Annotated in this window: 11 protein-coding genes; 1 reads left to right on the top strand and 10 read right to left on the bottom strand. The window is 42.4% G+C overall.

Going from position 1 to position 14,486, the window contains the following annotated elements; translation table 11 throughout:
* Nucleotides 1-2: 2 nt before the first annotated feature.
* From F0227_RS02825 to F0227_RS02795, 7 genes are all read right to left on the bottom strand, one after another.
* On the bottom strand, nt 3-539 hold the full coding sequence (locus tag F0227_RS02825; protein WP_171751653.1) for a DUF924 family protein: 537 nt from the start codon (nt 537-539) through the stop codon (nt 3-5).
* 122 nt (nt 540-661) lie between these two features.
* Complete coding sequence (locus F0227_RS02820; RefSeq protein WP_171751652.1) at nt 662-1,225, bottom strand: GNAT family N-acetyltransferase; 564 nt, start codon at nt 1,223-1,225, stop codon at nt 662-664.
* Nucleotides 1,222-2,082 (bottom strand): patatin family protein, encoded by an 861-nt coding sequence (locus tag F0227_RS02815; protein ID WP_171751651.1) that lies wholly within the window; start codon nt 2,080-2,082, stop codon nt 1,222-1,224. The genes F0227_RS02820 and F0227_RS02815 overlap by 4 nt, the downstream gene beginning before the upstream one ends.
* Before the next feature lie 21 nt (nt 2,083-2,103).
* On the bottom strand, nt 2,104-2,688 hold the full coding sequence (locus tag F0227_RS02810) for a HupE/UreJ family protein (RefSeq protein WP_171751650.1): 585 nt from the start codon (nt 2,686-2,688) through the stop codon (nt 2,104-2,106).
* Between the two features lie 161 nt (nt 2,689-2,849).
* Nucleotides 2,850-4,184: a hypothetical protein gene (locus tag F0227_RS02805; RefSeq protein ID WP_171751649.1), complete on the bottom strand. Its 1,335-nt coding sequence runs from the start codon at nt 4,182-4,184 to the stop codon at nt 2,850-2,852.
* 227 nt (nt 4,185-4,411) lie between these two features.
* A complete protein-coding gene (gene viaA, locus F0227_RS02800; RefSeq protein WP_171751648.1) occupies nt 4,412-5,857 on the bottom strand; it encodes an ATPase RavA stimulator ViaA in 1,446 nt (481 codons plus the stop codon).
* 9 nt (nt 5,858-5,866) lie between these two features.
* Complete coding sequence (locus F0227_RS02795; protein ID WP_171751647.1) at nt 5,867-7,528, bottom strand: ATPase RavA domain-containing protein; 1,662 nt, start codon at nt 7,526-7,528, stop codon at nt 5,867-5,869.
* 538 nt (nt 7,529-8,066) lie between these two features.
* On the opposite strand from F0227_RS02795, the gene ltaE reads away from it, so the two are divergent.
* On the top strand, nt 8,067-9,086 hold the full coding sequence (gene ltaE, locus F0227_RS02790; RefSeq protein WP_301338343.1) for a low-specificity L-threonine aldolase: 1,020 nt from the start codon (nt 8,067-8,069) through the stop codon (nt 9,084-9,086).
* A 158-nt stretch (nt 9,087-9,244) separates the two neighbouring features.
* On the opposite strand, the gene F0227_RS02785 is transcribed toward ltaE, so the two are convergent.
* From F0227_RS02785 to F0227_RS02775, 3 genes are read right to left on the bottom strand one after another with little or no spacing between them, the layout of a single operon-like run.
* Nucleotides 9,245-12,307 carry an efflux RND transporter permease subunit gene (locus F0227_RS02785; RefSeq protein ID WP_171751645.1) on the bottom strand — a complete coding sequence of 1,021 codons (3,063 nt, stop codon included), beginning with the start codon at nt 12,305-12,307 and terminating at the stop codon, nt 9,245-9,247.
* 2 nt (nt 12,308-12,309) lie between these two features.
* Nucleotides 12,310-13,395, bottom strand: coding sequence for an efflux RND transporter periplasmic adaptor subunit (locus F0227_RS02780; protein WP_171751644.1), 1,086 nt, complete (start codon nt 13,393-13,395; stop codon nt 12,310-12,312).
* Nucleotides 13,395-14,477, bottom strand: a complete 1,083-nt coding sequence (locus F0227_RS02775) for an efflux RND transporter periplasmic adaptor subunit (RefSeq protein WP_171751778.1) — start codon at nt 14,475-14,477, stop codon at nt 13,395-13,397. The genes F0227_RS02780 and F0227_RS02775 overlap by 1 nt, the downstream gene beginning before the upstream one ends.
* Between the last annotated feature and the right edge of the window lie 9 nt (nt 14,478-14,486).

Genomic DNA, 14,486 nt, shown 5'->3' with positions numbered 1-14,486 from the left:
AGTTAAAAAGAAGAGTTTGGTTGTTTAAGAAATGCTATCTCTTCTTCTGTGGAACGACGCCCTAGGATGATGTTTCTATGGGGATAGCGGCCAAATTTATCGATAATTGCTTTGTGCTTATGTTCAAAATCAAGATTGCTTTCAACTCCGACAGATTCAAACAGTTTAACGGCTTCAACATGAATAAGCTTTGATTCGCTATGCATAAATGGCATATATAGAAATACACGTTGAGTATTGGACAACTGTGTATCTAAGCCATTAGCAATAGCAAACTGCGCTAAAGCAACAGCCAGTGGGTCACAAGAAAATGAGTCCGGTTTGTCTCGATAAATATTACGTGAAAACTGATCTAAAATGATAACTTCAGCTAACGCGCCAAGAGCGGTGTTCCGCCAATGGAACAATTCTCCCGCTTTGGCTTGATTATGGAGTTCGCCAAAACGAGTTTGAATCATTCGGTCTAACTGTTGGTCTTTTTGCCACCACTGCTTTGGCTCTAGTTCATTGAACCAAAAATCGATAATATCCTTATACATCTAATCCACCTTGTTGACTAAAAACTGTCGTGCAATGTACCTCTTCTTATAGGACAAAATGTCTTTATACTCAAGTGAGTTAGGCTTGCGATAAGCTTTCTTAACCGAGACGGGATAAACATTTAAGGTTTGTTGGCACTTCGCCACTGCTCAGAGGTAATTTTATACAAGCAGTGCCTTTGCAGAGGGTGACCATCTTCAAGCATAGGATGGTCAAAATCCTGCTCGGTATTGGTCATGCCAATTCGCGACATAACATGACGAGACGGCGCGTTATCTAAAACGGTAAATGAGTAGACATCAGACAAACTAAGAGTCTCAAAAGCATACTTTAGCGATGCTTGCGCCGCTTCCGTAGCATAACCTTTACCCCAATGGGATTTCGCTAATCTCCAGCCTATTTCAACCAGTGGTGAATTAGGGATAGCGCTTTTTTGTTGTGCCAGCAAGCCAACAAAACCGATAAACTCTCCGGTCTGTTTTATCTCTACCGCCCAAAACCCCCAGCCTTTCTCATCAATCATTTCAGACAATCTGGCAACAACGGCATCACTGCGCGATTTTGATAATACATCAGGAAAGTAACGCATCACCTCTTCATCACTGTTTAACTGATAAAAAGGCTCTAAATCGCTCGCCTTCCACTGCCTTAGCTGCAAGCGGGAGGTATCGAGATATACGGTCATGAACTTGTTTCCTTTTTCCAGCGAGCAATCGCCTCCACGGCAGCCTCTTTACCTAAGTGGTAACCCTCAAGCAAAGGTTTGGGGTCACGAGTAAGTCGCTTAAGTTGAAATGACTCTGGAGGGCAAACCTCTACGATATTCACCCCTTCAGGAGGGTTTCTTATTAACTCTAAAGTGTGATTATAGTTATCCGAACGTTGTAACATTGGCTCGATAAGTTGAGGCGTTTTTGCCAACATTTTTTTCATCATGTAGGGCATTTTACTGGCCGATTTTTGATAGCTTAACGGACGACTTCTTAGCACCATGATATTGGTGGCACCACGCCGAATAGCCTCAGCAACAGGTATTGCGTCTGCTACGCCTCCATCAACATAATGATGACCATTGGCCAGTTTAACTCCGCGCTTATACAGTATAGGGAGAGCACTGCTGGCTTTCATCGTTTCGATAACGGTTTCGGGTTCGGCCAATAAATACTCCGCCAAACCTGTCTGTTGATTGGTCACGGCGAGATAAAAAGGCCGACCATCTTTTTCCATAGTGGTTGTATCTAAGCCCAGCTCTTTAACTGTGATATCCCACAACCAATCTAGATTCATAATATCTTGATTAGAAAAGAGACTACTCAGCCTTATGAACTCTTTTCGACAGCTATAATCGGTATAGATTTTAAGATTTCGTCCCGGCATGTTGGCTAAAAAGGCCGCCACGTTAGATGCTCCAGCTGAGACCCCCCAAAAGCTATCAAATGGCGAAAAATCTGCCGATAAAAAGTGATCGAGAATACCGCAAGAAAAAACGGCGCGCATAGCACCGCCTTCTACAATTAACGCGTTTGTTGCAACTCTATCCATGAGTACCTCTAAAAAATGGAACTAAGCGACAATAAAATAGATCCCTACAGCGGCGATGGCCGTTCCTGCCATACGCATTAACTTAATACCATACTGATGTTTTTTAGCTGCTGTTCCAATAACAACACCCGCGATATGAATCGCAGCGGTTCCGCTAACAAAACCAAGTGCATATAAAACAGGATTTGCTAGGTTTGGCATTTCTTCACCATGAGCATGCCCGTGGAAAACCGCAAACACTGCGACAAACAGCATCGCCCATTGAGCGGCTATACGTTTATCTGCAGCAATCACGATACCAAGCGCCAGTACCGATATAGCAATACCTAATTCAACAGAAATCAATGGGATGCTTTGCATACCCATAACACCACCCACCAGCATGACAGCAACAAAAGTTGCAGGTACTGACCAAATTGCTCTACCGCCAATTTGTGCACTGACAATGCCCACGCTCACCATAGCAAGTAGATGGTCCAACCCTAATACTGGATGGTTTAAGCCTGACCAAAATCCTCCAGAAGAACCGTCAACATGAGCAAAAGCGAGGTTTGGAAGCAGAATGTTAGATAACAGTAAAACAAGTACAACGAGTATTTTTTTCATATGGTTACTACTGTGTTGATTAAACAAATACCGCCATACCTATAACTGGTCTTATTGGCGATAAAGGAAAAGTAAATCTTACAAATTTATCATGGGCGATACACTGGGAAAAAAGCCGCTTATTAGACATTACTTAGCGGAGTACTCGTCAAACATCAATATCAGCAGGCTTCTTTAAAAGAACGAAACGTATCATCAATTAAGAAAATTTGAGCTCGGGATAATGCATCTCCATTGGCGCTTCTAAATTTATCTAACGCCGCTTCATAGGATGATTCCAACTCCGTATCTAGACCTAGCAGACCTTGTAAAGTCATATAATGATGCAAGGTTCTCAACGACATTTCGCTAACTTGTTGTCCTAGCTTCTCTATGCTAGTGACCACTTCCTTAGTATAGCCTTCTAAATAGCGCTTATGGGCATGCAATAACTCTAGCTTCCATTTATCATTTTGCGACAATTTTTTGTACTTAAATAGTTTAATTTGATAATCAAACTTGTTTAAATATAAGTGTCTTCCCTGTTCATCTTTTTGTGCCATATATAAAATAGACTTTAAATAATCGAGTAAATTTAATGGCTTATCTCGGTAGCTATCTTTGTTGATGAGATAACTGTCGTTATAGAGTCTCATCGCTTTTTCATACTGACCTTGAATGAGATAGAGAGTCGACAAAATCTCTTTACGATCATAATTACACGGTATCAATGCACAAATAGACTCTGCTTTACTCTGGGCACTTTCAATACTACCCAAACAGATATCGAGATCTATCATGGTGTCATACAACTCTGGCGACATTCTTACTTTGTTGGCAAGAATATGCTTGCGAATTGAATCTGCTTTTTTGATCTTTTTCGCCTGAATTAATGAGTTTAGATAGCGCGCATACAACCATGGGTGATTCGCTTTGTCGTCGATTCGTTTAATCATCGACTCATACAGATTTAAAGCGACTTCTTGTTCCCCCATCTCTTCATATACTTTTCCTCGCTTCTCCATTATCGAGTAGTAGAATTTGGGATAGAAGATCTCCAATAAATTGCAGCTAGACAACATTTTGTTTTTGCAGTCGCCATTGAGGTTTTCAAGAAGGGTTTTTAATTTGCTTTTTTCATCATAAATGGCGGTGATTTTGGTCTTCATCTTCGAAGCAGAGTAAGGTCGAAGAAGGTAACCGTCTGGTTCAAGATCCAAAATACCATAAATGGATTTCTTATCAGAAGTGACAAAAAGTTTAATAGAAAGATCCGACAGAAATCCTTCCGCCATTGCAGTGTGATAGAACTCTTCTCGCTGCTCTTCTATATCGTAATCCATAATATAAATATCAAAGGCAGGCTGCTTAACCCGACGAAGGGCTAATTTATAATTGTGAACCGACTGAATATTGTGCTCTGCGACTCCGACAGATTGTAAAGCGATAGAGATAGTGCTGATGTCTTTTATCGTACTACTAATGACCAACACCTGTGCTTCGTTCATTTTTTTCATATCACTAAACTTTATCTATTTCTGTGCAGTCATCAATTGACTAGATAGACTAATGGCTTTAGCGAAAAATTGTTAGCTTTATTGAACAGAAAAGTGAGGATTTTGCGTACAGTGTGAGATTGATTCACTCGTTTTAAAGTATGTATAAAAATGCTCTTGCAAGCAGAGGGGAATTTAAATGGATTAATAGTAATTATTACTATTTTTAAATGGATTACTGTTTTTTATTACCATTTCTTAATCAACCTCCCCATCAGATTAGGGTGATAAGACCAGCAGTGATCAAACATCGCCATCAGCTGCGGATTGCCATATTTGGATAAACTGATTGCATGGAATCGGTTGTGTTCCGACTGCAACGCCTTAACACTCTCAACAATGACATCAGGCTGCTTGGGCGCGATAAAATCGGACAACACCACCATGTCAGCATTTCTGTATTTACCACTGCTCATTAACTCTACCGATTTGATCAGGACAGGGTCCAAATCGGTACCACCATGAAACTGGTAAGACAAAAAGTCACTCGCTTCTCGCAAACCATCTTGTCGGGTTAGCTCATACGTTATCTGTTCAGTAGAAAATAGAATAACGTAGCAGTCACGCTCTTCTGCAAGCGCTATTTGCATCAACGCGTAAGCCATCGCCTTTGCGCTCTGCTCTGGGAATCCGCTCATCGATCCCGACGCATCGACACAAATAATAAACGGCCCTTTTTCAACATCAGCTTGCTTGTTATCTGGTTTCTGAGACTTTACCCGACGAAGCTTGCGGGATTTCCCTTGTACCTGATAGTTCATCAGGCGCTTGTCGATAAGGTGTTTGTAGAACACAACTTCCAGCTCAGGATAAGCGAGAAACATCGCCTCATTTGGCAGCATCTTATTTAGGTCATCACTTTCATGAACACCTATAATATCATCCGTTGCCTCGTCACTTTTTTCTTCGACCATTCTTACGTCATCAGCGGGGTTTAAACGTAAACTAGGATCCGACACTTCGCTGGCCATTCGGCCAAGCTGCTCAGCTATTTTTTGTAACTCACGGTTCTTTTTCAAAAACTCGGCATAACGCTTAATTGTGGTCATGTCGCCTTTTGACAACTTAGCGGCTGCCATATCCCACAATCGGCCAATGCTGCCAACTTCACCCTCTTCGGTCACTTTATCCATGGTTTTCATGGTTTCTACACGCTGGTAAAGGTCCGCCAAGAACGTCTCTTTATCTGACTCTAGCGCCACCAATTCCGCCTGTTTGATGGCGTTAGATAAACTCTGATACCACTGCTCACAAAAATAGTGAGGGAACACCGGATTGTCTCGACCTTTGTTTTTAGAAAGCAGTTTATTCGCTTTGCTATAAAACGGAGAGTGTTTGTCTAACCGCTCTATCACCTCCGAAATCTGTTCAAAAAAGGTCGCTTCATCCCACTGAATAACTTCTTGATAAAGCATTAGCTCTTGCTGAAACCTATCGGTTTCACACACTTTAGTTATTCGTCTTTTTACGTTGCTTCGCCACTTGCTAATATGGGTTTTTACTGAGGCTTTAAGGGCACGGTTTTCTGGAATCATCAACACTTGCGAACGACCAATGAGATCGTTTACGGCAGAATCAATAATACCTGATTCTGCTATCATCATCGCTAAGTTGAGTCCATCTGCGCCTAACATTGCTTGCCCTTATGCAAAAAACTGATCAAGGTTTTTAATTCTTTGGATCGTTTTCTCACTGCTCTGTTTTATCTCATCGACCTCATCCGCGAGAGATTGCAAGCTGCTCTCCATTTTGGTTGGAATGGCAATATCGATGAAGCTGTGAGGCAAAGCACCATGGAAGTCGGAGCGAACTTGCCTTAAATGATAATCAGCTTGAGTGAGTAACTTAGACGCCTGTTCGGTTTTCTCTAACCATTGTTGATACTGCTCGTCACTCAGTCCTTCTCGGTCAACAATCCCAGCCAAAACTGAACGATTAGCAATGTCTTTTACTACTAGGCTATTAGTTGCGTCTAAATCAAAGCGGATACGACACATATTACTGTTTTGGTTGACGTAACCATACGCATCACCGCCACCTTCTCGAATCACTTTTTCAAGCTCATCCTTGGCAACATATATCCAGCGACTATCGCCTTTTTCTGATTCGTTCACCGACATATTGCTTTGTAGCAATACCATTTTAATCAGTCCTCTAGCGTTCCCTACTGAGTAGGTTTTCGCTGCAGACAAATCGTACTGATAGCCAGCGGTTTTTCGCAATAATTTATTAGACGCTTCTTCTTCTAAATGGATACTAAACTGCTCTTGCAGCTCATATTGAATCTCTTGCAGCAACTCTTTGCACTGTTCAATTTGTTGATGGATAACATGTTGGTCAAATGCATGATTAATGGCGAAGTCGCTAATCACTTCGTTAACCATCTCTCTTGACTCTGGGCTGTGCCACAAACAATCTTTTAGCAGTAATAGATCGATAGAATTTACTTTCTCTCGACCATTAAAGTAAGCGCTCGCTTTTAATAATTTAACGGCTTTTTTCCAACGTCGGTCAGAAACATACAGCTCGTTTGAGCTTCCGCTACGGTCAGCCGCATCGGCCTTCTGTTCCAGCATACTTTTCAGCTGGTATAACTTTTCAAAGCAGTCGTCGTTAAGCGGTAGCTGCTCTAACTCTTTCTTCCAAAGGTGATACTCTTCATCGGTAATCGCTAACCCCTCTGGTATTTGAGCTTCCTGTTCAGTACCTACGGTCAACATCGACTTAAAATTCTGCTTATTTTGAATGCGATCAACAAACACCCGAACCAACATACGATCGTACAAGGCCTCTAAACCGCTATCTTCATCAGGAAGTTCATTAGAAGCGGAAACCAATAACCGCATAGGGACTTGCTCTATGTCGCTGCCATTTTTAAAGGTTTTTTCATTCACGACCGTTAGCAGTGTATTAAGAATAGCTGGGCCGGCCTTCCATATTTCATCGAGGAAAACCACTTGAGCTTTAGGCAGATAACCCTCGGTTAAACGGACATATTTACCGTTATCCTTCAACTCTTGAATGCTTAACGGACCAAAAACTTCTTCTGGTGTTGAAAAGCGAGTCATTAGATATTCAAAATAGCTGCTGTTATCGAACGCCTGGATTAACCTTTTAGCGATCATGCTCTTTGCAATACCTGGAGGCCCAAGTAAGAACACGCTTTCCCCGGCTAACGCAGCCAGCAGACATAATTTAATGGTGTTCTCTCTTTCATAAACCCCATCAGAAAGTGCATGAGCCAGTTTATTAATTCGTTCAGATAAAAGTGCTTTTTGTGCGTGAGAAGCGTGGCGAGCGAGCATACAAATTCCGTCAATCTTGTCATTGGTTAGCAAACTAACGTTGCTTATGTTATGGGTTTGTTATCAATATAATAGCAGTATCAACGAATTGAATTTAATGTCCATCTTTCATTGACACATATTGTTACAATAAACCGTTTGGATGCGACATTTGAGTGGTATGTCACCCTACTATTCGCCAGATCATAACAAGTTTATTTAGCGATTAATGCGCGAATCTTTTTTTTAACTGCAATCTTATATTACCTTTTTCCATACGCATTAAATGCCATACCCCCCCTAATCTCACAGCCAACGCACCGCCGGATCCTTCACTCTTCTTGCGAGTTCAACGTAGCAGTCACTTCATCTACGTGGAAATGGGAGGGCAAGTACAACTCGTTATACCTTGAGGTAATTCAGCGATAGTGATAAAACGTTTAGTTGACCAGTAGCATAATCTCAGAATTGATTGACTCTCTGCCTGCCAAATTTAGCTAAGATGCGTAGGCAAAAGTTGAATGTCTCAGTTCGAATAGAACAATAATCAGATTTAACAATGAAAGGACGAAAAATGGATTTCCGCTCAGATACCGTAACTAAACCTACCCAAACTATGCGTGACGCAATGGCAAATGCCGATGTTGGCGACGACGTATATGGCGATGACCCGACAGTCAATGAACTAGAACAGTGGGCAGCGGAGAGACATGGCTTTGAAGCGGCTATTTTCACCAGTTCAGGCACACAAGCTAATTTACTTGGCTTGATGTCACACTGCGAACGAGGTGATGAGTATCTATGTGGCCAACTGGCGCACAACTATAAATATGAAGCTGGCGGCGCTGCTGTTCTCGGCTCCATTCAGCCTCAACCAGTAGAGAACAACCCCGATGGCACACTCTGTTTCGACAAGTTAGCCGCCGCCATAAAGCCAGACGACATTCATTTTGCCAGAACTAAGCTACTCAGCTTAGAAAACACCATTAATGGTAAAGTACTCCCTCTCTCTTACCTACAACAAGCGCGAGAGTTTTCCAATAAGCATGGTCTACAACTGCATTTAGATGGCGCTCGTGTGTATAACGCGGCGGTTGCTTTGGATGTCGATGTTCGTGAAATCGCCCAGCATTTTGACTCGATGACTATCTGTCTATCAAAAGGGCTGGCCGCTCCCGTTGGTTCGTTGCTACTAGGCAGCAAAGCTTTTATCAGCAAAGCGAGAAGGATTCGAAAGATGTTAGGGGGAGGCATGCGTCAAGCGGGCATTCTTGCAGCAGCAGGTAAACTCGCGATGACGGAGCAAGTGTCACAATTGGCAACCGATCACGCTAATGCCAAACAACTTGCCTACGGGTTAAGCAATATCAATGGTTTTAACGTAAACCCTGATCATGTCGCTACCAACCTAGTGTTTGCCAAGTTAGATGCCTCTGTAGACATTAAAGCCATTGCGGAAGCCCTAGCAAAGCAGCAGATCATCATTTCGCCATCAAATCCAGTTCGTTTTGCAACACACAAAGATATAACTAAGCAAGATATCGACACCTTCCTGGCAGCACTGAACGACCTAGTGTAAAGCAAGTATAACGTCGCTTATAAAAAAAAGCCCTGCTGGCAGTGTTAGCAGGGCTTTTTGGTGGTTGTGCTTATCTAGTTAAAGAAAGCCTGTCTAGTCAAAGACGGTGTGGTTTTTAACTCTATTGTTTTACACAATACATCTGTTCTCTGTTCAGCTTATGCCGCCTTCTTTGGGCTTCTTATTCTGAACATAATGGCGAACATAACTGGAACGACAATTAACGTTAATACGGTTGCAAAACCTAAACCGGCCATAATGGTTACTGCCATTGAACCAAAGAAAGCATCAAACATCAGCGGTATCATACCTAGTATGGTGGTCAATGCTGCCATACTTACCGGGCGAACACGGCTTATCGCACTATGTACTACCGCATCATATGGTTCTCGTCCTTCCTTCAATTCAATATTGATCTGATCAAGCAGTACGATGCCATTTTTCAAAATCATTCCGCTCAAGCTTAATAAACCAAGGAAAGCTGTGAAGCTGAAAGGCATATTAAAGCCAAGCAAACCAACTGATACACCGATGATTGACAGCGGCACTGTAAACCAGATAACCAACGATTTTTTGACCGAGTTAAACAAGAAAACGGTGATAACGAACATAAACAGATAGCCCATTGGAAGCGACTTAAACAGCATATTCTGAGCATCCGAAGATGACTCATATTCACCGCCCCATGACAGTTCATATCCTTCAGGTAGGCTTAGCGCCTCTATTTTTGGTTGTACACGAGCAAATAGGCTTGCTGGTGTTTCGTCTCCTAAAATATCGTGGTCTGCCAATACCGTTAATGTACGTTTACGGTCTCTACGCAAAATCAGTGGCTCTGACCATTGCAGATCAACCCCATCCATTACCTGTTCAATTGGTACATAAGTTTGTTGACTCGGGCTCCAAATACCTAGGTTTTGCACGGTATCAAAGTTAACGCGTTCTTCTTCAGGAAGACGTACTAAGATTGGCAACGACTGAGTACCGTCACGGAACAAGCCGATGGTTGACCCACCAAACGCTGTTTGCAAGGTGTTGGACAGATCTTCTTTTGATACACCCATTCGACGAGATTTTGACTCATTAAATAGCGGCACCAGTTCTTTGGTTCGTTCTCTCCAATCGTGACGAATATTTCTTGCACCCGGATCTTGGTGCAGAATATCTTCTATCTGAACGGCTATATCCCGTAGTACTTGCGGATCGGCACCTGATATTCTCGCTTCTATCTTAGAGGCCGGCGATGGTCCAAACTCAATCAGCTTCAACTGGAATGTAGGGGCATTAAATTCGCTGGTAAGAGAGCTATCAAGTTTATGCAGCAAGGCAAACATCTGCTCGCGGTCCTTAGCACGAACTTGAAGTTGCGCGTACGCTTCGTAACTTTTCTCTGGTGCATAAGTTAACGCAAAACGTTGTAACCCTTGACCAACAGAGGTCGTCACAAACTCCACTTCTTCTTGTGATCGAATATATTTTTCTACTCTTTCCGTCTGTTTGACGGTTTCTCTTATATCTGTCCCTTCTGGCATCCACATATCAACGTAGAACATGGGTGTGTTTGATGCTGGGAAGAACTGCTGTTTTACCCCACCAAAACCAATAATAGCGACCACTAACAGGCCAATCATCCCTGTGACGGTCAACCAACGGAAACGGATAGCAAACTTCAGTAACGAACCAAACAGAACATACATCGCCCCTTTATATGGGTCGGTATTTTCCCCTTCTTCACTCTCACCATCTTTTAATAACAGATCAGCCAGCAATGGCGTCAATGTAAGAGCTGTAATCCAGCTAAGGAATAGTGAATAACACAGTACCCAAAATAGAGAACCCATAAATTCGCCGGTGGCGTCTTGCGACAAGCCAATCGGAGCAAAAGCGGTAATAGCAATCACCGTTGCACCAAGTAGAGGCCACTGGGTCTGTTTTACGATGTCTACCGCGGATTGAAGTTTGGTTCGGCCTTTTTTCAAGCCCACTAATATGCCTTCTACCACCACAATGGCGTTGTCCACCAACATACCCAATGCGATGATTAGTGCCCCTAGCGATATCCGGTGAAGCTCAATGTTATTTAGCTTCATCATAATAAATGTGCCAAGCACGGTAAGAAGAAGCACAGAGCCAATAATTAAACCACTTCTAAAACCCATGGTGAAAAGCAGCACAACGATAACAATACCCACTGCTTGACCTAGGCTAACGATAAAGTCCTTAACGGATTTATCTACCTCTTGGGACTGGTTGTAGAAATAGTTAAGGTCAAGCCCCGCTGGCTTAATGTTTTCAATCTCCGTCAGTTTTGCTTCTATCTGCTGACCTACTTCCACAACATTAACGCCAGACGCGAAAGAAATACCTAAATTAATGGCGGGTTTACCATTGTATGTAACAATATTGCTCGGCTTCTCTTTAATACCACGACTAATGGTAGCAACGTCTTTTAGTCGAATAAGTTTGCCGGTATCTCGACCATGAATGATCAGGTTTTCTAACGATTCTACCGAGTCTAAAGTACCACTTGGACGGATTGATAAACGCTGCCCGCTGATCATCATTTCCCCAGCTGAAACTACGCTGTTTTGCTGAGTTAATAGATTGACCACTGTGGTGAAATCAAGACTTAAAGAAGCTAAGCGATCAATCGACATTTCTACGAACAGTTGCTCTTGCTGATCGCCGGAAATACTGACTTTACCAACACCATCAACCAACTCTAATTCACGACTCAATAGATCGGCGTATCGCTTCAGTTCAATATAGTCGTAACCGTCTCCCGTTAACATGATCATCACGCCAAACACATCACCAAAATCATCAATGATTTGTACTGAGTTCACCGCTGAAGGGAGAGTCGGTTTTAAGTCGTTTACTTTACGACGCATCTCATCCCAAATTTGAGGAAGCTGATCAGGACCATACTCCATCTTCATACTTACCATTATCTGCGACATTCCAGATGACGAAGTAGAGGTAATATTATCTACATAAGGAAGTTGACGAATTTCCTTTTCAATAGGGTAAGTGAGTTCTTCTTCTACTTCTGTGGTGGTCGCGCCGGGATACGTGGCTATAACCATCGCATCTTTGATGGTAAAGGCAGGGTCTTCCAGCCTTCCTAAACCAAAGAATGATTGAGTTCCACCAATTGCAAGGATGACTAAAAACATCCAGCTAATTACTTTATTTTTGATTGAATATTCTGCAATGCTCACTGCTAGTTACCCTCTTTCGCTATTACAACCACAGCGTTGTCACGCAGCTTTCTTAAATGAGTATTCACCACTTGATCACCAACTTTTATGCCTTTACTTACAACAGCACCTTGGCTATTAATTTGCACGATCTCTACTGGCATTTTGTTCACCATATTGTTGGTGACTTTCCAAACGTAAAATTCGCCTTGGTTTTTACCGGCATCAAGTGCTGTCATCGGCACTTGGTATCCTTGCAGAGTCCCTAATCCAGCTTCCAATAAATCAACATCTAGGCTGGCACTGGTTCCTGGTAAGATAGCAGGAGATACTTGTGGCATTTCTAACCAGAACTCAAAAGCATTACTTCCTTCCGCAGGTTCGCTAGAGTGTTCGTAATAGCTCAAAATGTACTGGTTATCATCACCAGAATAGGTGGTTTTAACTTCGTAATTTCTTACTTCGCGATCAGGATTAATCATTGAAAGAACCGTGTCAGAAATAGCAATTCTTACTCGAACAACATCGCCACGGAAGATGCTTAAAATCATTTCACCCGGGCTAACACTTTCAAAGGATTTTTTTGGCACATCAGAAATATAACCATCAAATGGTGCTAATAACTTGGTGTAATTAACGTTGTTTTTTGCAGTTTGGAACGTCACTTCAGCAAGACGCAAATTAGCGGTAAGCTCATCATATTCTGATTGAGAAACCATCTTGCGTTTCAACAAATCACTACCACGGCGAAACTGTTTTAACGCTAACTCATATTGAACCCGTGCATCGGTTAACTTTTGACGCAATTTATCGTCATCTAACTGAGCCAGTATTTGGCCTTTTTTCACTTGTTGTCCAGCACGAACAGCGATAGATTGCAGCTCCCCTTCGATACGAAAAGAGAGAGGAGTTAGATCAGCAGGCATCACTTGCCCTTTGAAGTTTCTAAACTGGTTCTCTATTGGCTTTTCTATCGCGAAAGTAGATACCGTTAAAGGTGCGTCGTCTGTTATAACAGCCTGATCTTTGCACCCTTGCAGTAATACTAAACCTACAGTTAGGATCGCCAGTTTCGACATGGCCTGTTTCATTACGGTCTGCTTAAACATTAAATACCTCCCTCACGAGTCCAAGCTCGTACAACTTGCCCTTCATGAAGGTTTTTTGCACCCGCAATCACCACCATATCTCCTGCATTCAAGCCACCAACAACGGCGCCAAACTCGTCGGTGTTCACTTTCACACGCTCTACAGAATTAGTTTGTGGTTCAAAGCGCCAAATTTCACCGCTGCTTCCTTCTCTAGAAACCCATGCACCATTTGGCAATATCAACTGATCTCGTTGCTGTTCATTACGAATCAACACTTGCCCTGTCATTCCTGTCAGAATGTTCAGTACATCCGGTCTAACAATGGTAACTGTGGCACTGTAGCTATTGGTATCGGAATTTGGTTGAGTAGACATCTCTTTGAAACTGGCAGGAATAACAATGCTGTTATGAACGTCAAACACCACGGCATATTCACGCTTCGGTAAGGTACGAATGCCTGTTTTATCCACATATGGAACCGGCAAAGCAATGTTTATATCCAGTAAATCATTATTGATGATATTGAGAACGGGTTGCTTAGCACCAATGAACTGAAATGATTTAACAAAGCTGAGTGAAACTACGCCATCAAACGGTGCTTTAATTTGGGTGTAGCTTAAATCGGTTCGAGCTTGTTCCAGTTTAGCGTCAGCTGCCTTAAAAGCTGTTTCTGACTGGTCAAAAGCATCGGTACTGATCAGCTTTTTGCTGACTAATTGTATGTCTCTATCGTAACGGGTTTTAGCTAAGTCAAATTGAGCTTGAGCGGCGTCTACTGCTAACTGATAATCTTTTGGGTCTAATGTCGCAAGCGTCGCACCCTTAGTAACTTTTTCACCTTCGCGAAAACTTAAAGTCTCTATCATGCCTGGAACTTGAAAGGATAACTGAGAGCGCTTTCCTGCATCCACTTCAGCCAAAAATGAGTCAAATTCAGACGCCGATAAATTAGGAACCTGCAACAATTTTACTGGCTTTACAACTTCTGGCTGCACCTCAGAATTCGCTTGATTGCATCCTGCTAGGAACAACCCGCTGGCGGCCACTAACGCCAATTTATATGCAACAAAGGCTTTTCTTTTCACCTTGTTTTCTCCCATTCTTCTATA

The organism is Vibrio sp. 99-8-1 (assembly GCF_013114595.1).
Lineage (GTDB): Bacteria > Pseudomonadota > Gammaproteobacteria > Enterobacterales > Vibrionaceae > Vibrio.
This window is presented reverse-complemented; position numbering and strand designations above follow the sequence as displayed.

Coding starts and splice junctions, on each gene's coding strand:
- F0227_RS02780 (WP_171751644.1), bottom strand. CDS start 13,395: ATGTTTAAGCAGACCGTAATGAAACAGGCCATGTCGAAACTGGCGATC.
- F0227_RS02775 (WP_171751778.1), bottom strand. CDS start 14,477: ATGGGAGAAAACAAGGTGAAAAGAAAAGCCTTTGTTGCATATAAATTG.
- F0227_RS02805 (WP_171751649.1), bottom strand. CDS start 4,184: ATGAAAAAAATGAACGAAGCACAGGTGTTGGTCATTAGTAGTACGATA.
- F0227_RS02825 (WP_171751653.1), bottom strand. CDS start 539: ATGTATAAGGATATTATCGATTTTTGGTTCAATGAACTAGAGCCAAAG.
- F0227_RS02815 (WP_171751651.1), bottom strand. CDS start 2,082: ATGGATAGAGTTGCAACAAACGCGTTAATTGTAGAAGGCGGTGCTATG.
- viaA (WP_171751648.1), bottom strand. CDS start 5,857: ATGTTAGGCGCAGATGGACTCAACTTAGCGATGATGATAGCAGAATCA.
- ltaE (WP_301338343.1), top strand. CDS start 8,067: ATGAAAGGACGAAAAATGGATTTCCGCTCAGATACCGTAACTAAACCT.
- F0227_RS02795 (WP_171751647.1), bottom strand. CDS start 7,528: ATGCTCGCTCGCCACGCTTCTCACGCACAAAAAGCACTTTTATCTGAA.
- F0227_RS02820 (WP_171751652.1), bottom strand. CDS start 1,225: ATGACCGTATATCTCGATACCTCCCGCTTGCAGCTAAGGCAGTGGAAG.
- F0227_RS02810 (WP_171751650.1), bottom strand. CDS start 2,688: ATGAAAAAAATACTCGTTGTACTTGTTTTACTGTTATCTAACATTCTG.